Below are 23,866 nucleotides of genomic sequence, written 5' to 3' on the forward strand. Positions count from 1 at the left end.
CTCCCACAGGGTAGCCTGGTAAGGCCCCCGACTAGATGATCGGGTTGATAGGCCGGAGGTGGAAGTGCGGTGACGCATGGAGCTGACCGGTACTAATAGGCCGAGGGCTTGTCTTCGAAGGTGCTACGCGTCCACTGTGCGGTTCTCGGGTGTACGGCCGGTTCGGCTGGTATATCTGGATAGTGTTTCGGTGGTTTTGGCGAAGGGGAAACGCCCGGTCTCATTCCGAACCCGGAAGCTAAGCTCTTCAGCGCCGATGGTACTGCATGGGGGACTGTGTGGGAGAGTAGGACGCCGCCGGACGTATACGAGTGTGGGGCTGTCTCCCTAGGGAGACAGCCCCACACTCGTATACGCGTATTTTCCGACTACTGGCTGGCAGCACCCGCTTCAGCACCTTGGCCGTGGTGGCATCTATTACATGGATGTCCTACTATCGGGAAGCCAAGTGTTCTAGGTATCTCCGCCCGCCACATCGTCCCCGGGAGCCGCTTCGATGTCCTCCGACGCGATGTCCTCCGACAACCGGCACGAGCCGGCCGCCACGCTGCACACACCAGCTCATCCGGTCCGGATCGTGACGGCGGCCTCACTCTTCGATGGGCATGACGCGGCGATCAACATNATGCGTCGCCTGTTGCAGGCGCAGGGCGCCGAAGTGATCCATCTCGGGCATGACCGCAGCGTCGAGGAGGTCGTCACCGCCGCGATCCAGGAGGACGCCCAGGGGATCGCCCTGTCGTCCTATCAGGGCGGGCATGTCGAGTACTTCAGCTACCTCATCGAGCGCCTCCGTGCGCGCGGAGCCGGCAACGTCCGGGTCTACGGCGGCGGCGGCGGGGTGATCCTGCCGGCGGAGATCGACCTGCTGCACGCGCGCGGGGTCGCGCGCATCTTCTCCCCGCAGGACGGGCAGCGGCTCGGTCTCGCAAAGATGATCAATATGATCATCGAGGCCTGTGACGTCGATCTGACGGAGGACGGGCCGAAGCTCGATGCGGTGGCGGCTGGTGAGCACGGCGCGCTCGCCCGGGCGATCACCGTGCTCGAGGCGGGCCGGGACCCGCGGCTCGCGGCGGCGCTGCAGGACGAGGCCGCCCGCCACCCGCGGGTTCCGGTCCTCGGTATCACCGGCACGGGTGGTTCGGGAAAGTCCTCGCTCACCGACGAGCTGATCCGGCGCTTCCGCCTCGACCAGGGCGACAGCCTGCGGATCGCGGTGCTCGCCATCGACCCCAGCCGTCGGCGGGGCGGCGGTGCACTGCTCGGTGACCGCATCCGGATGAACTCCCTGGGTGATGGCACGGCAGGGAACGTGTTCTTCCGGTCCCTGGCGACGCGCACGGGGGGCAGTGAGGTTCCGGCTCCCCTGGCGGATGTGATCAAAGCCTGCCAGGCGGCCGGTTTCGATCTGGTGATCGTCGAGACGCCGGGCATCGGGCAGGGTGACGCGGCGATCGTTCCGTTCTGCGATGTTTCGCTGTACGTGATGACACCCGAGTACGGTGCGGCCTCACAGCTTGAGAAGATCGACATGCTGGACTTCGCTGACGTGGTGGCGGTGAACAAGTTCGAGCGGCGCGGCGCCGAGGATGCCCGGCGTGACGTCGCCCGGCAACTGGTGCGCAACCGGCAGGCGTTCGACCAGTCCTGGGAGGATATGCCCGTCTTCGGCACCTCGGCCGCCCGGTTCCACGACGACGGGGTGACCGCCCTGTATCAGCACCTCGTCGGGCTGCTACGCAAACACGATCTGCACACCGTGTCCGGCTCGTTGCACCTGGTGCGCGGGCGGACCTCTACCGGTCTGACCACGGTCATTCCGTCCGCCCGGATACGCTATCTGGCCGAGATCACCGAGACGGTGCGGGGCTATCACGCCGAGACCGAGCGTCAGGCGCTGCTGGCCCGCCGTCGTGAGCATCTGACGACGGCCCTTGCGGCACTGGCCGGCGCCAACCCCAGCGCGGGCCCGGCGCCGGCGGAACCCACCACCCTCGCCGTGCTGCGCGACGAGGCCGAAGCCGCCCTGGCCCCCTGGACGAGGGAGCTCCTGGCGCAATGGCCGGCGATCGTCGAGGAACGTCAGGGCGAGAAGATGACCTATCTCGTCCGGGGAACCGAGATCCACACCCCGCTGGTGCGCACCACACTCAGCGGGACTCTGATCCGGCGGGTGGCGGTACCCGCCATCGACGACGACGCTCGCCTGATCCGCTTCCTGCGGCGTGAGAACCTGCCAGGGTACTTCCCCTTCACCGCCGGCGTCTTTCCGTTCAAACGCGCCGGGGAGGCCCCGGCGCGAATGTTCGCCGGTGAAGGTGACCCCTTCCGGACCAACCGCCGGTTCCACTTCCTCTCCGCCGGCTCGCCTGCGACCCGGCTGTCCACCGCCTTCGACTCGGTGACCCTCTACGGCCGCGATCCCGCGTCTCAGCCTGACATCTATGGCAAGATCGGCACGTCGGGCGTGTCGATAGCGACGTTGGACGACATGAAGGTCCTGTTCGCCGGGTTCGATCTGTGTGATCCGTCGACCAGCGTCTCGATGACCATCAACGGCCCGGCGCCGACGATCCTGGNGATGTTCCTGAACGCCGCGATCGACCAGCGCTTGGACGCTTTCCGCGCCGAGCACGGCCGGGAGCCGAGCACGGACGAGGCCGCCGAGGTCCGGGCCCGCACGCTGGCCACGGTCCGTGGCACCGTGCAGGCGGACATCCTCAAGGAGGACCAGGGGCAGAACACCTGCATCTTCTCCACCGAGTTCGCGTTGCGGGCGATGGCGGACGTGCAGGAGTGGTTCATCGAACACGCGGTCCGGAACTTCTACTCGGTATCGATCTCCGGCTATCACATCGCCGAGGCCGGCGCCAATCCCATCAGTCAGCTCGCGTTCACCCTGGCCAACGGCTTCACCTACGTCGAGGCCTATCTGGCCAGAGGGATGCGCATCGACGATTTCGCCCCGAACCTGTCGTTCTTCTTCTCCAACGGGATGGATGCGGAGTACACCGTCATCGGGCGGGTGGCCCGCCGGATCTGGGCGGTGGCCATGCGGGAGCGCTACGGTGCCGCCCCCCGGTCGCAGATGCTGAAGTATCACGTACAGACCTCGGGTCGGTCGCTGCACGCACAGGAGATGGCCTACAACGACATCCGGACCACGTTGCAGGCGCTGTGCGCGATCTACGACAACTGCAACAGCCTGCACACCAATGCGTACGACGAGGCTGTGACGACTCCTACGGAGAACTCCGTCCGCCGCGCGTTGGCCATTCAGATGATCATAGATCAGGAATGGGGACTCGCCGCCAACGAGAATCCCCTGCAGGGATCGTTCATCGTCGATGAACTGACCGACCTGGTCGAGGAGGCGGTGCTCGCCGAGTTCGAGCGGATCAGCGACCGCGGCGGTGTACTCGGCGCGATGGAGACCGGCTATCAGCGGGGACGCATCCAGGACGAGTCGATGCTGTACGAGCGGCGCAAGCACGACGGCACCCTGCCGATCATCGGGGTGAACACGTTCCTGCGGCCGGAGTCGGCCGGCACCGATCCCGACGCCGAGGGAGGCCCGATGGAGCTCGCGCGGGCCACGGAGGAGGAGAAGCAATCTCAGCTCACTCGGCTGGAGGAGTTCCACCGCCGGCACGGCGCCGAGGCGGGCGCCGCCCTGGAACATCTGCGGGAGGTCGCCAGGAGCGGGGGGAACACGTTCGCGGCGCTGATGGAGGCGGTCCGCGTCTGCTCCCTCGGGCAGATCTCCCAGGCNNTCTTCGANGNGGGTGGGCAGTATCGACGTAACGTCTGATTATNCCCNGGGNGGCGCCCGCCGTTACGTCGATCGGCGTTACGCTGGTCGGTACGCTGGGCGCCGCGGCAATCTCCGGGTACGCATGAATCTTTGCCAGCGCGTCCGTCCTGGGGTGCAATGGACGCTGCCCGCCGCGACGGTCCCCGGCTGCCAGGTTGGGCGGGAACCGTCCCATGAAGTGCAGGAGCGTCGACAAGTCGTGGCCACCCCGAAACCGTTGCCAACCGACCCCATAGCGGAGGCCCATCGGCACTGGACCGCCCACGGCTGGGGGGCGGCAGCGGACGGCATGGCAGCGGTCACCTCCCTGATGCGGGCGCAGCAGATCGTCCTCGCCCGGGTTGACGAGGTCCTGCGCCCCCTCGATCTGACCTTCGCGCGCTATGAGCTGCTGATGCTGTTGATGTTCAGTCGGTCCGGAGCGCTGCCCCTCAACAAGATCGGAAGTCGGCTGCAGGTCCATCCGACCAGCGTCACCAGCGCGGTCGACCGGTTGGAGGCGAGGGGGCAGGTGCGGCGTACCCCGCATCCTACGGACCGGCGGGCGATTCTCGCGAAGATCACCGAGGAGGGNCGGGTCACTGCCATGGCCGCGACCGAGAAGCTCAACGACACCGTCTTCGCCGATCCCGGGCTGGGTGACGGCGGGGTGCGCAGACTCATCGACCTGCTGACCGATCTGCGCCGGGCCGCCGGCGACTTCTGATCGCGCGGTGTTCGGCCCGTCCGCGACTACCCTCTAGAGCTGTGACCTACCTCGACCACGGGGCGACGACGCCGATGCGACCGGAAGCGCTCGCCGCGTACACCGCGGTGCTCGCCGATACCGGCAATGCCTCGTCGCTGCATGCCAGTGGCCGCCGTGCCCGCCGCATCGTCGAGGAGTCCCGCGAGACACTCGCCGGAGTGCTGGGCGCCCGTCCGTCCGACGTGGTGTTCACCGGAGGCGGTACCGAAAGTGACAACCTCGCCCTGAAGGGTCTGTACTGGTCACGCCGCCGGGCCGAACCGGGCCGGCGGCGGGTGCTGGTCAGCGCCGTCGAGCACCGGGCGGTCCTGGACACCGTCGACTGGCTCGGCCGGGCGCAGGATGCCGAGGTCGAGCTGCTCGCGGTCGATGCCGCGGGAACCGTGCGGCCGGACACCCTCGCCGCCGCCCTCGAACGGGATCCGGACTCGGTGGCCGTCGTGTCGGTGATGTGGGCGAACAACGAGGTCGGCACCGTTCAGCCGATCGCCGAGCTCGCGACGATCGCGCACCGTCACGGCGTGCCCTTCCACACCGATGCGGTGCAGGCGTTCGGCCAGATCCCGATCGCCGTCACCGACGAGGGCCCCGACGCCATCACGGTCAGCGCGCACAAGATCGGGGGGCCGATCGGTGTCGGTGCCCTGGTGGTGCGCCGGGGATTGGCGATGGAGCCGCTGACCCACGGCGGCGGTCAGGAGCGCGACATCCGGTCCGGAACGTTGAACACGGCCGGGGTGGCGGCGTTCGCGGCGGCCGCGGCGAGGGCATGCGCCGAGGCGCCGCAGGAGAGCGTCCGGCTGGCGGCCCTGCGTGACGACTTGGTGCGCCGGGTCCGGGCGGAGGTCCCGGAGGCGGTGCTCAACGGTGCCCCGCTGCTCGGGGACGGCGGCGGTGGGGACGGCGGCGGTGGGGACGGCGGCGGTCCGGGACCGCACCGGCTGCCGGGAAACGCCCATCTGACCTTCCCCGGCTGCGAGGGAGACTCGCTGCTGATGCTGCTCGATGCCCGGGGGATCGAGTGTTCCACCGGCTCGGCCTGCTCCGCTGGAGTGGCGAGGCCGTCGCACGTGTTGCTCGCGATGGGAGTGGATGAGGCACACGCCCGCGGATCGCTGCGGTTCTCCCTCGGGCACACCTCACGGGCCTGCGACATCGACGCGCTGGTCGCGGCGATCGGGCCGGTCGTCGAGCGGGCGAGCCGCGCGGGGGCGCTGGCCGGCACGAGCGGCAGCATGAGCGGCACCTGAGAGGCGATGCCCATGATGCCTTGCTCCCGTCCACGTGGTTCCCTGAGGTTCGGCGGAGATTCGGGGAGGTGATGGTCTGATGCGGGTGCTCGCCGCGATGTCCGGCGGGGTCGACTCCGCCGTCGCCGCCGCCCGGGCGGTTGACGCCGGTCACGACGTCACCGGGGTGCATCTGGCGTTGTCGCGCTCGCCGGAGTCGGACCGGACCGGAGCCCGCGGCTGCTGCACCATCGAGGACGCCCGGGACGCCCGGCGGGCCGCCGATATCCTCGGCATCCCGTTCTACGTCTGGGATCTCGCGGACCGGTTCGAGACCGACGTCATCGAGGAGTTCGTCGAGTCCTACGCGGCCGGTCGCACGCCCAACCCCTGCGTGCGCTGCAACGAGCGCATCAAGTTCGCGGCCGTACTCGACAAGGCCCTCGCGCTCGGCTTCGAGGCCGTCGTCACCGGGCACCACGCCCGGCTCGATCCGGACGGCACCCTGCGCCGCTCGGTGGATCCGGACAAGGACCAGTCCTACGTCCTGGGAACGCTGCGTCCCGAGCAGCTCGCCGCCGCGCGGTTCCCGCTCGGGGATTCCACCAAGGCCCAGGTGCGGGTAGAGGCGGCCGAGCGTCGCCTTGCCGTTGCGGACAAGCCGGACAGCCACGACATCTGTTTCATCTCGCACGGGGACACCGGTGGCTGGTTGCGCGAGCGGCTCGGCCCGCGGCCGGGTCCGGTCATCGATGCGACGACCGGGCAGACGCTCGGGCACCATGACGGCGCCTACGCCTTCACCGTGGGTCAGCGTCGCGGGCTGAAGCTCGGGCGGCCGGCCGCGGACGGCCGGCCGCGCTATGTGCTGGACATCTCCCCGGTGACGTCGACGGTCACCGTCGGACCGGCCGAGGCGCTCGACGTGCGCCGGCTCGTGGCGGACCGGGCCGTCTGGCCGCACGAGGGGGCCGTGTCATGCCTGGCCCAGGTGCGGGCGCACGGCGGGGTGGTACCGGCGGTGGNGCAGGCGCGCGACGAGGAGCTCGTCGTGACGCTGACGACGCCGGTCCGCGGCACGGCCGCAGGCCAGGCAGTGGTGCTGTACGACGGTGACCGGGTGCTTGGCGGAGGGCACATCCGCACCACCGGTGGTTAGCTGGGCGCCCGGTCGGCGGGCCGTTGACGGAGCGGGCGTGGAGCGGGCGTGGCCGGGGATCTCCCGCGGACTCCCGGAGGATGTCAAGACATGAGTACTGACGCTGCACGGATGTGGCCGCCCGGCGCGGCCACCGGGGTGGGCTCGCTGCCGGGAACGGATGCGGCCCAGGCCGTCAAGCTGGTCTTCGACGAGCTGCCGGACCTGCCGCATCTGCCAGAACTGCCGGCCAGGGGAGCCGGGGGTGCGATGGTCGGGCGGGCGGCGGCGATCCTCGTCGACATGCCGGTGGACCTTCAGCCGGCTGGCTGGCGGCTGGTTCCCCGACCCGGCCTGGACCTGCGCCGGTCACGGGATCTGCTCGAACGCGACCTGGACGCGCTGACGGAGGTCGCCGCCGACTACGCGGGATCCTTCAAGATTGCCGTGACCGGCCCGTGGACGCTGGCTGCCGAGCTGGAGCTTCCCCGCGGGCACAAGGCGTTGTCGGATACCGGCGCCACCCGTGACATCGCCGACGCACTGACCGCGGGGCTCGTCGAACAGGTCGAACAGATCGCCCAGCGGGTCCCGGGGGCGCGGATCCTGGTCCAGCTCGACGAGCCGTCGCTGCCGGCGGTGCTCGCGGGCCGGATCCGCACTCCGAGTGGGTTCTCGGTGCTGCCCGCCGTCGAGGAGGGCTTGGTTGTGGAGCGGCTGCGGATCCTGCTCGGTGGCCTGCGGGCGCTGCCGGCGACCGTCGGAGTCGGGGTGCACTGCTGCGCTCCCGCGGTGCCGCTGGCGGCGTTGCGCGCGGCGGGTGTGGACTTCGTCGGTCTCGACGTCACCGCGCTTACCCGGGCCGAGGACGACGCCGTCGGCGAGATCGTGGAGGCCGGAGTGCGGCTGATGGCGGGCCTCGTCCCCACCAGGCCGATTTCACCGGCCGCGCCGATTTCACCGACAGGACCGACTGGACCGGCCGCACCTGCTGGTGCAGCCGGACGGGCTGGTGCAGCCGGACGGGCTGTCTTGGCCGCACCGAAGTTGTCGGATGTCCGCCGTACGGTCGAACCCGTCATCGCACTGTGGCGCCGGTTGGGATTCCGGCCCGAGCAGCTCGGAGAGGTGGTCGCCGTGACGCCGACATGTGGCCTGGCGGGCCTGGGAACGGACGATGCCAGGACGGTGATGCGCCACTGCCGGAAGGCGGGGCGGGTCCTGGTCGACGCACCGTCGTGAGCGCGACGGCCGGTACGGCCGACGAATCCGGCGTGGCTTCGGCGGCGGCTTCGGCGGACGAGCGGGCCCGCGCCGCCAGCCTCGCCCGCGAGCTCGACGAGCACGCGTACCGCTACTACGTGCTCGATTCCCCGACGATCTCCGATGCCGAGTACGACCGGTTGATGGCGGAGCTCGCCGCGCTGGAGGAGCGGCATCCCGACCTGCGCACACCGGACTCGCCGACGCAGAAGGTGGCCGGCTCCTACTCGACCCTGTTCACCCCGGTCGAGCATCTCGAACGGATGCTGTCCCTGGAAAACGTCTTCGACGACGACGAGTTCCACCAGTGGGCGGCGCGCGTGGCCCGGGAAAGCGAGGTCGACGCCTGGCTCTGCGAGCTGAAGATCGACGGGCTTGCCGTGGACCTCGTCTACGAGGATGGTTACCTGGTGCGTGCCGCGACGCGCGGCGACGGCCGGACGGGGGAGGACATCACCCCCAACATCCGCACCCTGGCGAGCGTGCCGGTACGGCTGCGCGGGCCGCGGGTGCCCGGGCTGCTGGAGGTGCGGGGCGAGGTCTTCTTCCCGACCGCGAAGTTCGCCGAGCTCAACGCCGGGCTGGTGGCCGTGGGGGGCAAACCGTTCGCGAACCCGCGTAACGCCGCGGCCGGATCCCTGCGGCAGAAGGATCCCCGGGTCACCGCCACCCGGCCGCTGGAGATGATTGTCCATGGCCTGGGCGCGCAGCGCGGCTTCGAGGTCACGTCCCAGTCGGCGGCCTATGCCCGCTTCGCGGAGCTCGGGCTGCCCGTCGCCACCCACTTCGAGGTCCTGGCGACGGTGCCCGGCGTGCTCGACTACGTGCACCGGTGGGGCGACGCGCGCCACGACGTGGTGCACGAGATCGACGGAGTGGTCGTCAAGGTCGACTCGTTCGCCCTGCAACGCCGGTTGGGCTCCACCTCGAAGTCCCCCCGCTGGGCGGTGGCCTACAAGTATCCGCCGGAGGAGGTCACGACCAAGCTGCGCGATATCCGGGTGAACGTGGGCCGCACCGGCCGGGTGACCCCCTTCGGGGAGCTGGAGCCGGTCCTGGTCGCCGGGTCCACGGTGGGCCTCGCGACCCTGCACAACATCGACGAGGTCGGTCGCAAGGGGGTGCTCATCGGGGACACGGTCGTCCTGCGCAAGGCCGGGGACGTCATCCCGGAGATCGTCGGCCCGGTCGTCGACCTGCGAGAGGGTTCCGAGCGGGCCTTCGTGATGCCCACGCGCTGCCCGGAGTGCGGCACCGAGTTGGTGCGGCCCGAGGGCGAGGTCGACATCCGTTGCCCGAACACCGTCTCCTGTCCCGCGCAGTTGCGGNAGTCGATCTTCCATTTCGCATCCCGGGGGGCGATGGACATCGACGGGCTCGGGTACGAGACGGCGACCGCCCTGCTCGAGGCGGGCCGGGTGCGTGACATCGGCGACATCTTCCACCTGACGCCCGAGTCCTTCGAGGGGCTGCGCGGGTTCGCGCAGAAGAAAATCGACCAGATTCTGCGGGGGGTCGAGGCCGCGCGGCACCGGCCGCTTTGGCGGCTGCTGGTCGGCCTGTCGATCCGCCACGTCGGGCCCACGGCGGCGCGGGCGCTGGCCCGGGAACTGCGGTCGCTGGAAGCGATCGCCGCCACGTCGGCCGAGGACCTCGCCGCGGTCGAAGGGGTCGGTCCGAAGATCGCCGGCGCGGTGCTCGACTGGTTCGCCGATGAACGGCACCGCGACATCCTCGCCAGGATCGCCGCCGGCGGGGCACGGCTCGCCGACGTCGGCGCGGAGGAGGGCCCACGTCCCCTCGACGGCGTCACCGTCGTCATCACCGGCACGCTCACCGACTGGAGCCGCGACTCGGCCAAGGAGGCGGTCGAGGCGCGCGGCGGCAAGGTCACCGGCTCGGTGAGCAGGAAGACCACCGCCGTCGTCGTCGGCGCGGATCCGGGGGCCTCGAAGTACGACAAGGCGCGCAGTCTCAGGATCCCCATGCTGGACGAGGCCGGATTCGCCGTTCTGCTGGCGCAGGGGGTCGACGCGGCCAGCAAGCTCGCCGTTCCCGCCGACGGTCCCGAGAAGGCCGAGACCCCGGTGGAATAACCCGGGGGAGGATCCCCCGCTCAGAAACGGTCCGTCCTGGTCAGGCTCGCGGCGATGCCCGCCAGATGGGCCAGTCGGTCGATCTCGGAGGAGCGGAACCGGGGGCCGCCGGGCCGCCCGACCAGGATCACCAACCGGTCGCCGCCGACCGGGGCCGCGGCGAGTTCCATGCTGACCGCCCGCCAGCGAGGCGGGAAGGCGCCATCCTCGGCCCCGATCCGCCGCGCCCGTTCCAGCGGCAGCCAGGGCAGGGGTAACCGGACCCGTTCGGGGACACCGAGATCGTCCCCGCCGAGGGCCGGAGCGCCCACCGAGGTCTCCCGGACCCGGACGTCGTCCGGCCCGACGTGCTCCAGCAGCATCGCCCAGTCGGCGTGGAAGACGCCGGGCGCGAGGTCCGTCAGGGTCGCCACGGCGTCGTGCGGCCGATCGGTCATGGCGTCCACCAGGTCGAGGTCGTTGCCGATACCGCCCCCGTCGGCGAGAAACGGCCGAAGCGACTCGACGATCACGCCTGGAACCGAATGAGCGGCGGTGAGGACGCGATCGGCGAGGCCGCCCGGTGGCAGAAGCACGAGCAGATCGTCCACGGCTCCGTCGGCGGTGCGCTCGATGACGGTAATGCTGACGATGTCGATGCTCGCCCTGCCCAGGGCCGTGGCCACCGCGCCGAGCGCTCCCGGGCGGTCCGGCAGCACGAGGCGAAGCAGATACGACATGTAGCTGAGCATGCGCAAAGAGCATGTCGGCGGGATGGCCGGCCGGTCACGCGAAGATAACGTCCCCGCCCGGCCGGCGGCTCCCCCAGGACCACAGCACAGGAACCTCGCCGAAGGTGAGGTGACGGAAACCCCGAAGGGCAGCCTGGGCCAGGAGAGCAGCGGGGGGCGGCGTCCGCGGGGGTCCCGCCGCGGCCCGTACGATGACATCACGTCGACGCGGCGATGCGTCCGGTCCGGGACCGTCCGCCCGGGGCGCCCCCAGGGGTGCATCCGGCCTCTCCCGGTTCCGGTTCCCGCATCCGTCGCGGCGCCCAGGACCAGTCACGGGCCCCGCGCCCACCGCCCACGAAGGGGCCACACGCCATGGCGATCACTCGGGACGAGGTGGCTCACCTCGCCCGCTTGGCGCGGATGTCGGTGACCGACGACGAGCTCGACGCGCTGGCACCGCAGCTCGAGGCGATCCTGTCCGCGGTCGCCCGGGTCTCCGAGATCGCCGCCGGGGACATCCCGCCGACCAGCCACGCCGTGCCGTTGACCAACGTCTTCCGGCCGGACACCATCTGCCCGTCGCTGCCCGTCACCGAGGCCCTGGCCGGTGCCCCCGCCACCGAGGACGGGCGGTTCCGGGTGCCCCGCATCCTCGATCCGGACGAATGAGGTCGCCGCCCGCATGACGGAGAACATGACGGAGAACCCGACACCTCCCGGCGCGACTGACGTCGTGCGCCTGTCCGCCGCCGCGACGGCGGCCGCGATCGCCGTCGGCAGGCTGAGTGCCGTCGAGGCGACCCGGGCGGCGTTGGACCGCATCGCCAAGGTCGACGAGACCGTCCACGCCTTCCTGCACGTGGACGCCGACGGCGCGCTCGCCGCGGCCCGGTCGGTCGACGACCGGCGCGCGGCCGGGGAGCGCCTCGGGCCGCTCGCCGGGGTGCCGTTGGCGCTCAAGGACGTCTTCACCACCCGAGGGATGCCCACCACCTGCGGCAGCCGCATCCTCGAGGGCTGGCACCCCCCGTACGACGCCACGGTGGTGAGCCGGCTGCGGGCCGCGGACGTCGTCCTGCTGGGTAAGGCCAACATGGACGAGTTCGCCATGGGCTCGTCGACCGAGAACTCGGCGTTCGGGCCGACCCGCAACCCCTGGGACGTCACCCGCATCCCCGGCGGCAGCAGCGGCGGCAGCGCCGCGGCCGTCGCCGCCTTCGAGGCGCCGCTTGCCCTCGGCACCGACACGGGCGGTTCCATCCGTCAGCCGGCCGCCCTCTGCGGTCTGGTCGGGGTCAAGCCCACCTACGGCGGGGTCAGCCGCTACGGGCTGGTCGCCTTCTCCAGCTCGCTGGACCAGGCCGGCCCGCTGGCCCGCACGGTGACCGACGCGGCGTTGCTGCACGCCGCGATCGCCGGCCACGATCCCCTGGACTCCACGAGCGTCGACGCGCCGGTTCCCGCGGTCGTGGCGGCGGCACGGCAGCGCGACATCCGCGGTATGCGGGTCGGTGTGGTCCGCGAGTTCGCCGGCGACGGATACGACCCGGGGGTCGAGGCCGCCTTCGCCGCCGCGGTCGAGGCGCTGACGGGCCTGGGCGCCCAGGTCGTCGAGGTGAGCTGCCCGCACTTCAGCTACGCGCTGCCCGCCTATTACCTGATCGCGCCCAGCGAGTGCTCGTCGAACCTGGCTCGCTTCGACGCGATGCGCTTCGGGCTGCGGATCGGCGACGACGGTCGGGCCGGGGCCGAGGAGGTCATGAGCCGCACCCGCGAAGCCGGCTTCGGCCCGGAGGTGAAGCGGCGGATCATCCTGGGCACCTATGCCCTGTCCTCGGGGTACTACGACGCCTACTATGGCCAGGCGCAGAAGGTCCGTACGCTGATCAGCCGCGACTTCACCGCCGCGTTCGAGCAGGTCGACGTCCTGGTCTCGCCCACCACCCCGACACCGGCCTTCCCGCTGGGCGCGAAGGTCGACGATCCGGTGGCCATGTACCTGTCGGACCTGTGCACGATCCCGTCCAACCTCGCGGGCGGCCCGGCGATGAGCCTGCCGTCCGGGCTCGTGGACGGGCTGCCGGTGGGTATCCAGATCATGGCGCCGCCGTTCGCCGATGACCGGCTCTACCGGGTCGGCGGGGCGCTGGAGGAGGCGTTGGACGTCGAACGCGGCCATCCGCTGCTCGACGAGGTCCCGGCGCTGTGAGCGGGCGCCCGGCGCTCTCGCGGGTCATCCGTGTTCCGGGTGTGGCGGCCGCGGTGACGGGCCGCCGACCGCGAGGGAAGGGAAGGAAACGGCGATGGTGAGTCTGCGCAGCGGCCGGCAGGACCGGTTCCTGGTGGGCGTGGTGTGGCTGCTCACCGTGCTGGTGCTGGGTCTCGGCATCGCCACGCTCAACCCGGTCCTGCTCGTCTGGGGAGTGCTCGGCCTACCGGCCGCGGTGTTCCTCACCTACGTGCACGTCCGCGACACCCGCCCACCCAGCGACCCATGAGGAGTTCATCCGGTGAGCACAGTGGCTCCCGCCGGCGCGCTGCCGTCCTACTCCGACGTTCTGGCCCGCTACGAGCCGGTGATCGGATTGGAGACGCACGTCGAACTCGGCACCGCTTCCAAGATGTTCTGCGGCTGCGCGACGGCCTTCGGTGCCGAGCCCAACACGCAGGTCTGCCCGGTGTGCCTCGGGCTGCCGGGTTCCCTGCCGGTGGTGAACGAGGCGGCGGTGCGCTTCGCGGTCATGATCGGACTCGCGTTGCACTGTGAGATCGCGTCGTGGTGCCGGTTCGCGCGCAAGAACNACTTCTATCCCGACATGCCGAAGAACTTCCAGATCAGCCAGTACGACGAGCCGCTGTGCACGAACGGCTGGCTCGACGTGGAGGTCGAGGGCGAGGTGCACCGGGTGGGCATCACCCGGGTGCACATGGAGGAGGACACCGGCAAGTCGCTGCACGTCGGCGGCGCCACCGGCCGCATCCACGGCGCCACCCACTCGCTGGTCGACTACAACCGGGCCGGCATCCCGCTCGTGGAGATCGTGACTGAACCGGACGTGCGTTCCCCCGAGGTGGCCCGGGCCTACGTGGACGAGTTGCGGGAGCTGATCCGGGCGCTCGGGGTCTCCGACGTCCGGATGGAGCAGGGATCGCTGCGCTGCGACGCCAACGTCTCGCTGCGCCCGCGGCCGGCGCCCGGCGACCCGGACGCTCCCTTCGGCACCCGCAGCGAGACGAAGAACCTCAACTCGCTGCGGTCGGTGGAACGCGCGGTGCGTTACGAGACCACCCGGCAGGCCGCGTTGCTCGACGACGGCCAGCGCATCANCCAGGAGNCCCGCCACTTCGACGAGGCGTCGGGCCGCACCTCGTCGGGTCGCTCCAAGGAGGAGGCCACCGACTACCGGTACTTCCCGGAGCCTGACCTCACCCCGTTGGCCCTGCCCGCGGAATACGTCGAGCGGCTGCGGGCCGGCCTGCCGGAGTTGCCCGCGGCGCGCCGGGCCCGGCTGATCGCCGAGCACGGCTACACCGCGCGGGACCTGCAGGACCTGCGCAATGCCGCGGTCCTCGACCTGGTCGAGGAGACCATCGCCGCCGGCGCGGCCCCGGCGACCGCCCGCAAGTGGTGGCTCAACGAGCTGGCCAGGCGCGCCTCGGACGCCGGTCTCCAGCCTCGCGATCTTAAGATCACCCCGACCGACGTCGCCCGGATCACCGCGCTGGTGGCCGCGGGCGAGCTCACCGACGCGCTGGCCCGCAAGGTCATCGACGGGGTGCTCGCCGGTGAGGGCACGCCCGACGAGGTGATCGCCGGCCGTGGGCTGGCGATCGTCGCGGACGACAGCGCGCTCACCGCGGCCGTCGACGCGGCGCTCCTCGGTGCCCCCGACATCGCCGAGAAGGTCCGCGGTGGCAAGGTGAACGCCGTCGGTCCGCTGGTGGGCGCGGTGATGAAGGCGATGAAGGGCCAGGCGGACGCGGCGGCCGTGCGGCGACTGCTGCTGGAGCGCCTCGGCGTCTCCTGACATCGCTTCCCGGCCTTCGGCTTCCCGGCCTTCGGCTTCCCGGCCGATCCCCGATTTGTCGTATTCAAGATGATTCGCAGATTTTAGCGCCATTCGTTCAAGAAACGTCCGACCGGTCGCCGCCGTCCCCCGCGCCGTGGGTTGCCTCTCCGTGATCCGAGCTCGGGAGGACCACGTTCTCCCGCCGTGTCGGACCCGCGTGTCGGGTTGCCGACGTCGTACGGCGCGTCGGATGCGAAGGGCCGGAGGCCTCCATAGGGTGGGTCTCCCATCGGGGTGTCACGATCGAGGGGAGAGCGTGCCGCCGTGCCCCTTACACCTTCCGGCTTCACCGCGTCAACCTCCCGCCGTCGGGGTCGGGGCCGCCGGACGGCGATCATCGTCGCGGTCGTCGTCGTCCTGCTGGCCGTCGCCGGCGGTGTCGGCTACGTCCTGAACAACCGCGCCGCCGACCGCGCCGCCGACCGGAAGGTCCAGGCTGCGGCCGACTCCTACCTGGCCGGCTGGCGGACGCTGACGACTTCCGGTGGGACGGCGACCCCCGGCTCCGCGGCTGTCGCCGCCGTCTCCACGCCCGGGAGCATCGACGTCGCGCGCCTGGTGGGCACGATGGCCGAGGTGCGTGACCGCCTGCTCGTCACAGCGGCTACGTTTACCCCGGGCGCGATCAGCCGCAGCGGCGAGACGGCGACCGTGCCGTACCTGGCCAGGCTCACGCTCTCTGGTCTGCCGACGCCGCTGGAGTACACCGGGGCGCTGCATCTCGTCTCGACCGGCGGCGGGTGGCGGGTGAAGGCTGATCCGGTCTCGGTGCATCCGGCCCTGCGCCCAGGGCTGCACCTGGACCGGACCGCCTCCACCGGTAAGCGGGGGGACCTGCTCGACGTGGCGGGCCAGCCCCTACGGGACTCCTCCGACCTGGCGGGCAACCTCGTCGGTCGGACGGCGCCGCTGTCCGGGTTGCAGCGGGTGTACGACGACCGGCTGCGGGCGCAGGGCGGCGCGGTCGTCGTGCGGGATGCGAAGAACGCGACCGTGCAGACGCTGCACACCTATCCGATGACCGACGGCGAGGCGATCCGTACCACGATCGACCTGCGGGTCCAGCAGGCCGCCGAGGCGGCCCTGGCCACCGCGGCCCGCCCGACCGGGGCGATGGTCGCGATCGACACTCGTACCGGCGCCATCCTGGCCCTGGCCAACCATCCGCCCAGCGGGTCGAGCCGGGCTGTCCGGGGCAAGTACCCACCGGGTTCCACCTTCAAGATCGTGACGGCCACCGCCGCGCTGATGAACGGCAAGGCGCCGGACATGCCCCTGGACTGCACCCAGACGGTCAGCGTCGGCGGTCGGACCTTCCAGAACGCCGAGTCCGAGCAGTTCGGCCCCATCCCGCTGCGGACCGCGTTCGCCAGGAGCTGCAACACCGCGTTCATCCGGCTGGAGGAGTCACTCCCGGACGGCGCGCTGGAGAAGGCCGCCCAGCTTTACGGCTTCGACGGCCGACCACCGCTGGATATCGCCAGCGTCGGGGGGACCTTCCCGACCCCGCGTGACGCGGTCGAGTCGGCGTCGGCGTCGATCGGCCAGGCCCGCATCGAGGTCTCCCCGCTGCAGATGGCGAGCGTCGCCGCGGCGGTCGCGAGCGGTACCTGGCACCAGCCGTTCGTCGTCGGCCAGTCGGCGCGCAGCAACCCCATCCCGCCCGTGGTGCTGCCCCCGCTGCGGGACTTCATGCGGGCGGTCGTCACCGAGGGCACCGCCGCGAAGGTCCCGATGCCCGGCGAGGTCTTCGGGAAGACCGGCACCGCCGAGTACAAGGACGGCAACCCGCCGCCGACCCATGCGTGGTTCGTCGGCTACCGGGGCGACGTGGCCTTCGCGGTGGTCGTCGAGGACGGCGGCTTCGGCGCGGAGACGGCCGCGCCGGTCGCGGCCAGGTTCCTCACCGCGTTGGACGGTGGCCAGATCGGTGCGCCCGGCTCCGGCGGGCAATGACCTGGCTGGACCCGGTCCTGGCTGGACCCGGTGCCTGGCTGGACCCGGTGCCCGGCGATGCTTGACGTGGGGCTGGAACTCCGGCAGGGTAGAACCGTGCATCTCGGGATTCTCGTACGCTCAGAGCGTGCATAGTCGACGACGTCGACCTGTGCGCCGCCCCTCAGTGCCTCGGCACGAGGGGCTTTTTCGTGCAGTGAGCACTGCCTCGTGCCAAGCCTGCGTGGTCGTGCTCAGCTGGNAGAGCCGTGCCNGGNGGGCCNGGTCCCGCCGGTCCCGCAGTGCCAGCCGAGATTGCCACGTGCCACGTACATCCCCGGCCTGTCAAGGAAGACGACCAGATGACACGAGAGATCACCGGAGCCCAGTCGCTCGTCCACTCCCTTGAAGCGGTCGGAGCCGATGTGGTCTTCGGCATCCCCGGCGGCGCGATCCTGCCCGCATATGATCCACTGTTCGACTCCACCCGGGTGCGACATGTCCTTGTCCGGCACGAGCAGGGCGCGGGTCATGCGGCCGAGGGGTACGCGCAGGCCACCGGGCGGGTCGGGGTGTGCATGGCGACGTCGGGGCCGGGGGCGACCAACCTGGTGACTCCGATCGCCGACGCCTACATGGACTCGGTGCCGATCGTGGCCGTCACCGGGCAGGTCCCCAGTCCCTCGATCGGGACCGACGCCTTCCAGGAGGCGGACATCTGCGGCATCACCCTGCCGATCACCAAGCACAACTTCCTGGTCCAGTCCGCCGACGACATCCCGCGGATCATCGCGGAGGCGTTCCACCTGGCGGCGACGGGCCGGCCCGGACCGGTGCTCGTCGACCTGCCCAAGGACATCCTGCAGTCGGCCACCTCCGTGCTGCCGCACGATGTCTGGCCGCCGGCTCTCGACCTGCCCGGTTATCGTCCGGTCACCCGCCCGCACGGCAAGCAGGTGCGGGAGGCGGCGAAGATGATCAGTGCTGCCCGGCGTCCGGTGCTCTATATCGGTGGGGGAGTGCTCAGGGCCCGCGCTGCCGCGGAGCTGCGGACACTGGCGGAGCTCACCGGCATCCCGGTGGTCACCACCCTCATGGCCCGCGGCGCCTTCCCCGACTCCCATCCCCAGCACCTGGGCATGCCCGGCATGCACGGGTCGGTCGCCGCGGTGACCGCGTTGCAGAAGGCGGATCTGCTGATCACTCTCGGGGCCCGCTTCGATGACCGGGTGACCGGCAGGCTGTCCTCCTTCGCGCCCGGTGCCGCGGTCATTCACGCCGACATCGACCCGGCCGAGATCGGCAAGAACCGGACCGCGGACGTACCGATCGTCGGTGACTGCCGTGATGTGATCAACGAGCTCGTCGCCGCGCTCGTCCTGGAGGAGCGGCCGGACCTCGCCGCCTGGTGGCGGACGCTGGACGGCTGGCGCCGGACCTACCCGCTGGGCTACGACCAGCCGGCTGACGGCTCGCTGGCCCCGCAGTACGTCATCGAGCGGCTCGGGAAGATCGCGGGACCGGAGACCATCTTCGCCGCCGGCGTCGGGCAGCACCAGATGTGGGCCGCGCAGTTCATCTCCTACGAGAACCCCTACACCTGGCTGAACTCCGGCGGCGCCGGCACGATGGGCTACGCCGTGCCGGCCGCGATGGGCGCCAGGGTCGGCCGCCCCGACGCCACGGTGTGGGCCGTCGACGGTGACGGCTGCTTCCAGATGACCAACCAGGAGCTTGCGACCTGCGCGCTGGAGGGAATCCCGATCAAGGTTGCCGTCATCAACAACGGGTCGCTCGGCATGGTCCGCCAGTGGCAGACCCTCTTCTACGACAAGCGGTACTCCAACACGGAGCTCGGGACGCACCCGGACTCCCCGCGGACCGGCGGCGCAGGGGCGTCTGGGCGGGGCTCAGGGGCGTCCAGGAGGGTGCGGGTGCCCGACTTCGTCCGGCTGGCCGAGGCGTTGGGCTGCGTCGGGCTGCGCTGCGAGACGGCGGCGGATGTCGACGCGACGATCGAGAAGGCGATGGCGATCGACGACGCCCCGGTCGTGGTGGACTTCGTCGTGCATCCCGACGCCATGGTGTGGCCGATGGTCGCCGCCGGCGCCAGCAACGACGACATCCGCATCGCGCGCGACNCCGCGCCGGACTTCGACTNCNCCGGCGACGCNGAGGTNAACATCTGATGACCCGCCATACCCTGTCCGTGCTGGTGGAGAACAAGCCCGGGGTGCTGGCCCGGGTCTCGGGCCTGTTCTCCCGGCGCGGGTTCAACATCGAGTCACTCGCGGTCGGGCCGACCGAGCAGCTTGACATCTCCCGGATGACGATCGTCGTCGTCGTGGAGGACCTGCCGCTGGAACAGGTGACCAAGCAGCTCAACAAGCTGATCAATGTTTTGAAGATCGTCGAGATGNACACCTCCGCCTCGGTGCAACGTGAGCTGATGCTCGTGAAGGTGCGCGCCGACCTGTCGGTGCGATCCCAGGTCCTCGAGACGGTCGCCCTGTTCCGTGCCAAGGTGGTCGACGTCGCCCAGGACGCCGTCACCATCGAGGCGACGGGAACCCGCGACAAGCTGGACGCCCTCATCCGCATGCTGGAGCCGTTCGGAATCCGGGAACTGGTCCAGTCCGGCCTGGTGGCACTCGGCCGCGGATCGCGTTCGATCACCGATCGCAGCCTGCGAGCAGTCGACCGTCCGGCCTGACCGGGACCGTCGCGCGTCTTTTTCCCATCCACTCAACGAGGAGATTCCCCACGATGGTCGAGATCTACTACGACGACGACGCCTCGCTGGACGTCCTGGCCGACCGTAAGGTCGCCGTCATCGGCTACGGCAGCCAGGGCCACGCGCACGCGCTGAACCTGCGCGACAGTGGCGTCGACGTGCGGGTCGGCCTGCCGGCGGACAGCCGCAGCCGGGCCAGGGCCGAGGAAGAGGGCCTGCGGGTCCTCACTCCGGCGGAGGCGTCCGCCGAGGCCGACATCATCATGCTGCTCACTCCGGACACCACCCATCGCACGATCTACGCGGAGTCCATCGCCCCGCACCTCACCGCGGGCAAGGCGCTGGCGTTCGGGCACGGTTTCAACATCCGCTACGGGCTCATCGAGCCGCCGGCCGGCGTCGACGTGTTCATGGTCGCTCCGAAGGGGCCGGGTCACCTGGTGCGGCGGGNGTTNGAGGNGGGNAAGGGNGTTCCCGTCCTCGTCGCGGTGGAGGCCGACGCGAGCGGCAACGCGCTGGCCGTCGCGCTGGCCTACGCCAAGGGCATCGGTGGCACCCGGGCCGGTGCGCTGAGGACCACCTTCACCGAGGAGACCGAGACCGACCTGTTCGGCGAGCAGGCCGTGCTCTGCGGCGGCGCCAGCGCGCTCGTGCAGGCCGGCTTCGAGACCCTCGTCGAGGCGGGCTACACCCCGGAGGTCGCCTACTTCGAGTGCCTGCACGAGCTCAAGCTCATCGTCGACCTGATGTACGAGGGCGGCATCTCCCAGATGCGGTACTCGATCTCGGACACCGCGGAGTACGGCGATGTCACGCGTGGCCCGCGCGTCATCNCCCCCGCCGTGAAGGCCGAGATGCGCAAGATCCTCGACGAGATCCGTGACGGCGCGTTCGCTCGCGAGTGGGTGGCCGAAGACGACAACGGTCGGCCGAATTTCACCAAGCTCGTGGCGGAGGGCAAGCAGCACCCGATCGAGCAGGTCGGCGCGAAGCTCCGGCCGATGATGTCTTGGATCGCCTGATTTCTGGATCGCCAGGTAGGTCCCGCGGGTCGTCGGGCGGATCGTGCCCTCTCGGGGGCGGCCGTGGTGCGCTGCCGCCGTCCCCGGGTGCGGGCCGTCCCCGTCCGGGTGCCGGGCACGCCGTCGCCGTCGGTCGGCGGAAAGGGCTCGGAGTCCACGGCGGGCGTCGGTAGGCTGGGCCCGCCGCCTCGTGCGGTGTCCGCAGTATCCACGTTCATCATCGCCAGGCCGAAGGCCACGTGATCACGCCTCGTTCCGCGTCGCCTCCCGGTCTGACCCGAGGTCGCTAGGAGAGGTCCAGTGCCTGTCGTACTCGTTGCCGAGGAGCTCTCACCGGCCGGGCTGGAGGTGCTGTCCGGGGACTTCGAGGTTCGTCACGTTGACGGTGCCGACCGGTCCGCGTTGCTGCCCGCCATCGCCGACGTCGATGCCGTGATCGTCCGGTCGGCCACCAAGATCGACGCCGAGGTGCTCGCCACCGCGGGAAAGCTCAAGGTCGTCGCCCGGGCCGGCATCGGGCTGGACAACGTCGACGTCGCCGCCGCCACCCAGCGCGGTGTCATGGTGGTCAACGCGCCGCAGTCGAACATCGTCAGTGCGGCCGAGCATGCGATCGCGCTGCTGCTCGCCGTCGCCCGGCGGGTTCCCGCGGCCAGCGAGGCACTGCGCGGCGGCGAGTGGAAGCGCTCGAAGTACGTCGGTGTCGAACTCGTGGAGAAGACGGCCGGCGTCGTCGGCCTCGGGCGGATCGGCGTGCTCGTGGCGCAGCGGCTCGCCGGCTTCGGGATGAAGGTCATCGCCTACGACCCGTACGTGTCGGTGGCCCGTGCCGCGCAGCACGGCGTGACCCTCGTCGACCTCGACGAGCTGCTTCGGCAGAGTGACGTGATCACGATCCATCTGCCCAAGACGCCGGAGACGCTCGGTCTGATCGGCACCGACGAGCTGGCCCGGACCAGGCCCGGTGTCATCATCGTCAACGCGGCGCGCGGCGGCCTCGTTGACGAGGCGGCGCTCGCCGAGGCGGTCCGCTCCGGTCAGGTCGGCGGTGCGGGCATCGACGTCTTCGCCAAGGAGCCCACGACGGCCTCCCCGCTGTTCGGGCTCGACAACGTCGTCGTCACCCCCCACCTTGGCGCGTCCACCCAGGAGGCGCAGGACAAGGCCGGGCTCGCCGTCGCCCGCTCGGTGCGGCTGGCGCTGCAGGGCGAGTTCGTGCCCGACGCGGTCAACGTGCAGGCCGGTGGCGTCGTGGCCGAGGACCTCCGGCCGGGTCTTCCGCTCGCGGAGAAACTCGGGCAGCTCTTCTCCGGCCTCGCGGGCAGCCTGGCCGCCGCGATCACTGTCGAGGTGCGTGGCGAGATCGCCGTGCACGACGTCTCGGTGTTGCAGCTCGCGGTGCTCAAGGGTGTGTTCACCGACGTGACCGAGGAGCAGGTCACCTACGTCAACGCGCCGCTGCTGGCCAAGGAGCGCGGGGTCGACGTGGCCTTGGAGACCGCCGAGGACAGCCCCGACTATCACAACCTCGTGACTGTGCGAGGAGTCCTCGCCGACGGCACGCCCGTGTCGGTGAGCGGCACGCTTGTCGGCTCGCGGCAGGTCGAGAAGATCACCGCGATCGACGGGTTCGAGGTCGACATCCGGCCCGAGGCGCATCTGGCGTTCTTCCGCTACGAGGACCGGCCGGGGATCGTCGGCGCGGTCGGTGCCCTGCTCGGCGAGGCGCACATCAACATCGCCAGTGCGCAGGTCAGCCGCCTGCAGGCCGGCGGCGAGGCGTTGATGTCGCTGTCGCTCGACGACGCGGTCGCCCCCGACATCCTGGCCGAGATCGCGAAGATCATCGGCGCTTCCTACGCCAGGGCCGTAAGCATCAGCAGCGACTGACCCCTTCCCCACACGGTGGCTTCGCCACCGTGTGGGGTCTCCGCAAAGGCACCTTCGGCGATTTTGCGGGGGGAGTCGTGGGGGCCTTCGGTGGTCCGGGGTGTTCCTCGGGTTGCCGTGGATTACCTGGGCTGGATGGGGTTTACCAGGGGTAGCTGCGGGCGATCTCAACGGTAGGCGATCGATTGGGTACGGGTAGCGGTGGCGTGGGGACGTGATCCAGGTGATCTTTCCGTGGAACGCGCGCCGTAGTCGTGGTGCCGGGTTTACCGTGGCTAGCATGGCGTCGCGGCATCAGGACCCGTTCGAGGGGCTTCGCCTGGATGAGCGATTCGTCCGCGGAGCCCGGTTTCTCGAACCGTCCGCGGCCGAGCGCAGCCGGCAGCACGGCCGGCCGGCTTCCAGTCGCTGTCAGGTCGTCCCAGCTTCCCGGGGTCTGCCCGGCTTTTTCCATCGGCTGGTGGCGCCGCCCAGACCACCGGGCCGCCCCCGCCAGATCGCGCGAATGGTCACGTTCATGGCCATCATCGTCGGGATGATCACCATCACCGTCGTCGCCCTGCGGCAGACGGCGAACCGGACCAGCCCGACCGCCGCACGGCTGGTGCCGACCACGTCGTCGGGGTCCTCCGCGGCCACCAAGCAGACCGCCGTACCGGCTGCCACCGGCACGCTGACCGGTCCCCCCGCCGGCTTTGGGATCAGGCCGGACCTGCTCGCGGCCCTGCGGCCGGGTGACTGCCTGAACTGGACCCCGTATCCGGCGGGCTCGCCCGCCTCGGTCGATCCGGTGGTGCCCGTCCGGGTGAGCTGCCGGGAGCCCCATATCGACGAGGTCACCCGGATGGTCGACCTGGCGGTGCTCTTCCATCGCTGGCCTGGCGCGTCGGTGGTCGCCGAGGTGACGGACGAGCGCTGTGCCGGAGCACTGCGCGAGTTCCCCGGAACCGTCGACAGCACTCCGCACCGCACCGTTGGCACGATCTACCCGTCCGAACCCAGCTGGCAGCTCGGTGCGCACGCGGCCGTGTGCACCGTGCGCACCGACGACCTGCGGCCCCGCAGCGGTCAGTTCCGTGTCCCCGGCGCCGTCGCGGCACCGGAGTTTCCTCGCGGTCGGCCGAACATCCGGTAATGTTGGTGCGCGATGCGTGCGCTGCTTCTCCTTAGCCGCCGCGGCGGGGCCTGATACCTGAGCTGGCTTCCCCGTC

Annotated in this window: 17 protein-coding genes and 2 rRNA genes; 18 read left to right on the forward strand and 1 reads right to left on the reverse strand. The window is 70.7% G+C overall.

The features are described from left to right. From ALLO2_RS09395 to ligA, 8 genes are all read left to right on the forward strand, one after another. Positions 1 to 116: ribosomal RNA gene (locus tag ALLO2_RS09395) — 23S ribosomal RNA — on the forward strand; the annotation flags it as partial. Positions 117 to 186: 70 nt separating this feature from the next. Then, a 5S ribosomal RNA gene (gene rrf / locus ALLO2_RS09400) occupies positions 187 to 303 on the forward strand. A 193-nt stretch (positions 304 to 496) separates the two neighbouring features. Next, positions 497 to 3,814: a fused isobutyryl-CoA mutase/GTPase IcmF gene (icmF, locus tag ALLO2_RS09405; RefSeq protein WP_035731258.1), complete on the forward strand. Its 3,318-nt coding sequence runs from the start codon at positions 497 to 499 to the stop codon at positions 3,812 to 3,814. A gap of 202 nt (positions 3,815 to 4,016) precedes the next feature. Then, complete coding sequence (locus ALLO2_RS09410; RefSeq protein WP_023840249.1) at positions 4,017 to 4,523, forward strand: MarR family winged helix-turn-helix transcriptional regulator; 507 nt, start codon at positions 4,017 to 4,019, stop codon at positions 4,521 to 4,523. A 41-nt stretch (positions 4,524 to 4,564) separates the two neighbouring features. Further along, positions 4,565 to 5,815, forward strand: a complete 1,251-nt coding sequence (locus ALLO2_RS09415) for a cysteine desulfurase family protein (RefSeq protein WP_011438026.1) — start codon at positions 4,565 to 4,567, stop codon at positions 5,813 to 5,815. Positions 5,816 to 5,894: 79 nt separating this feature from the next. Then, positions 5,895 to 6,953 carry a tRNA 2-thiouridine(34) synthase MnmA gene (mnmA, locus tag ALLO2_RS09420; RefSeq protein WP_035731261.1) on the forward strand — a complete coding sequence of 353 codons (1,059 nt, stop codon included), beginning with the start codon at positions 5,895 to 5,897 and terminating at the stop codon, positions 6,951 to 6,953. A gap of 90 nt (positions 6,954 to 7,043) precedes the next feature. Then, on the forward strand, positions 7,044 to 8,174 hold the full coding sequence (locus ALLO2_RS09425) for a methionine synthase (RefSeq protein ID WP_023840248.1): 1,131 nt from the start codon (positions 7,044 to 7,046) through the stop codon (positions 8,172 to 8,174). Continuing rightward, positions 8,171 to 10,291, forward strand: a complete 2,121-nt coding sequence (gene ligA / locus ALLO2_RS09430; RefSeq protein WP_035731264.1) for an NAD-dependent DNA ligase LigA — start codon at positions 8,171 to 8,173, stop codon at positions 10,289 to 10,291. The genes ALLO2_RS09425 and ligA overlap by 4 nt, the downstream gene beginning before the upstream one ends. A 20-nt stretch (positions 10,292 to 10,311) precedes the next feature. Here the strand turns inward: ligA and ALLO2_RS09435 are convergent, their stop codons facing one another. Further along, positions 10,312 to 11,022, reverse strand: coding sequence for an ACT domain-containing protein (locus ALLO2_RS09435; RefSeq protein ID WP_011438022.1), 711 nt, complete (start codon positions 11,020 to 11,022; stop codon positions 10,312 to 10,314). A gap of 354 nt (positions 11,023 to 11,376) precedes the next feature. On the opposite strand from ALLO2_RS09435, the gene gatC reads away from it, so the two are divergent. The 10 genes from gatC (at position 11,377) to ALLO2_RS09485 (ending at position 23,790) form a co-directional block, all read left to right on the forward strand. Continuing rightward, complete coding sequence (gene gatC / locus ALLO2_RS09440; protein WP_011438021.1) at positions 11,377 to 11,673, forward strand: Asp-tRNA(Asn)/Glu-tRNA(Gln) amidotransferase subunit GatC; 297 nt, start codon at positions 11,377 to 11,379, stop codon at positions 11,671 to 11,673. Between the two features lie 13 nt (positions 11,674 to 11,686). Then, complete coding sequence (gene gatA, locus ALLO2_RS09445; RefSeq protein ID WP_023840246.1) at positions 11,687 to 13,213, forward strand: Asp-tRNA(Asn)/Glu-tRNA(Gln) amidotransferase subunit GatA; 1,527 nt, start codon at positions 11,687 to 11,689, stop codon at positions 13,211 to 13,213. A 94-nt stretch (positions 13,214 to 13,307) separates the two neighbouring features. Next, positions 13,308 to 13,502: a hypothetical protein gene (locus tag ALLO2_RS09450; RefSeq protein ID WP_011438019.1), complete on the forward strand. Its 195-nt coding sequence runs from the start codon at positions 13,308 to 13,310 to the stop codon at positions 13,500 to 13,502. Positions 13,503 to 13,514: 12 nt separating this feature from the next. Next, the gene (gene gatB, locus ALLO2_RS09455; RefSeq protein WP_035731267.1) at positions 13,515 to 15,032 is read left to right on the forward strand and encodes an Asp-tRNA(Asn)/Glu-tRNA(Gln) amidotransferase subunit GatB; all 1,518 of its coding nucleotides are present in this window, start codon (positions 13,515 to 13,517) and stop codon (positions 15,030 to 15,032) included. A 306-nt stretch (positions 15,033 to 15,338) separates the two neighbouring features. Then, positions 15,339 to 17,030, forward strand: coding sequence for a penicillin-binding transpeptidase domain-containing protein (locus ALLO2_RS09460; RefSeq protein WP_011438017.1), 1,692 nt, complete (start codon positions 15,339 to 15,341; stop codon positions 17,028 to 17,030). Positions 17,031 to 17,371: 341 nt separating this feature from the next. Then, positions 17,372 to 19,198, forward strand: a complete 1,827-nt coding sequence (locus ALLO2_RS09465; protein ID WP_035731269.1) for an acetolactate synthase large subunit — start codon at positions 17,372 to 17,374, stop codon at positions 19,196 to 19,198. Next, positions 19,198 to 19,722: an acetolactate synthase small subunit gene (gene ilvN / locus ALLO2_RS09470; protein ID WP_035731272.1), complete on the forward strand. Its 525-nt coding sequence runs from the start codon at positions 19,198 to 19,200 to the stop codon at positions 19,720 to 19,722. The genes ALLO2_RS09465 and ilvN overlap by 1 nt, the downstream gene beginning before the upstream one ends. Before the next feature lie 53 nt (positions 19,723 to 19,775). After that, positions 19,776 to 20,765: a ketol-acid reductoisomerase gene (ilvC, locus tag ALLO2_RS09475; protein ID WP_035731275.1), complete on the forward strand. Its 990-nt coding sequence runs from the start codon at positions 19,776 to 19,778 to the stop codon at positions 20,763 to 20,765. Between the two features lie 300 nt (positions 20,766 to 21,065). Next, complete coding sequence (serA, locus tag ALLO2_RS09480) at positions 21,066 to 22,655, forward strand: phosphoglycerate dehydrogenase (RefSeq protein WP_011438013.1); 1,590 nt, start codon at positions 21,066 to 21,068, stop codon at positions 22,653 to 22,655. A gap of 517 nt (positions 22,656 to 23,172) precedes the next feature. Next, positions 23,173 to 23,790: a septum formation family protein gene (locus ALLO2_RS09485; protein ID WP_232235001.1), complete on the forward strand. Its 618-nt coding sequence runs from the start codon at positions 23,173 to 23,175 to the stop codon at positions 23,788 to 23,790. Positions 23,791 to 23,866: the final 76 nt, after the last annotated feature.

The organism is Frankia sp. Allo2 (genome assembly GCF_000733325.1).
Taxonomy (GTDB): Bacteria; Actinomycetota; Actinomycetes; order Frankiales; family Frankiaceae; genus Frankia; species Frankia casuarinae.

Excerpts from the sequence above, each read along its gene's own strand:
- ALLO2_RS09425 (WP_023840248.1), top strand. The coding sequence starts at position 7,044 with ATGAGTACTGACGCTGCACGGATGTGGCCGCCCGGCGCGGCCACCGGG.
- ALLO2_RS09435 (WP_011438022.1), bottom strand. The coding sequence starts at position 11,022 with ATGCTCAGCTACATGTCGTATCTGCTTCGCCTCGTGCTGCCGGACCGC.
- gatC (WP_011438021.1), top strand. The coding sequence starts at position 11,377 with ATGGCGATCACTCGGGACGAGGTGGCTCACCTCGCCCGCTTGGCGCGG.
- gatA (WP_023840246.1), top strand. The coding sequence starts at position 11,687 with ATGACGGAGAACATGACGGAGAACCCGACACCTCCCGGCGCGACTGAC.
- ALLO2_RS09450 (WP_011438019.1), top strand. The coding sequence starts at position 13,308 with ATGGTGAGTCTGCGCAGCGGCCGGCAGGACCGGTTCCTGGTGGGCGTG.
- ALLO2_RS09485 (WP_232235001.1), top strand. The coding sequence starts at position 23,173 with ATGGCCATCATCGTCGGGATGATCACCATCACCGTCGTCGCCCTGCGG.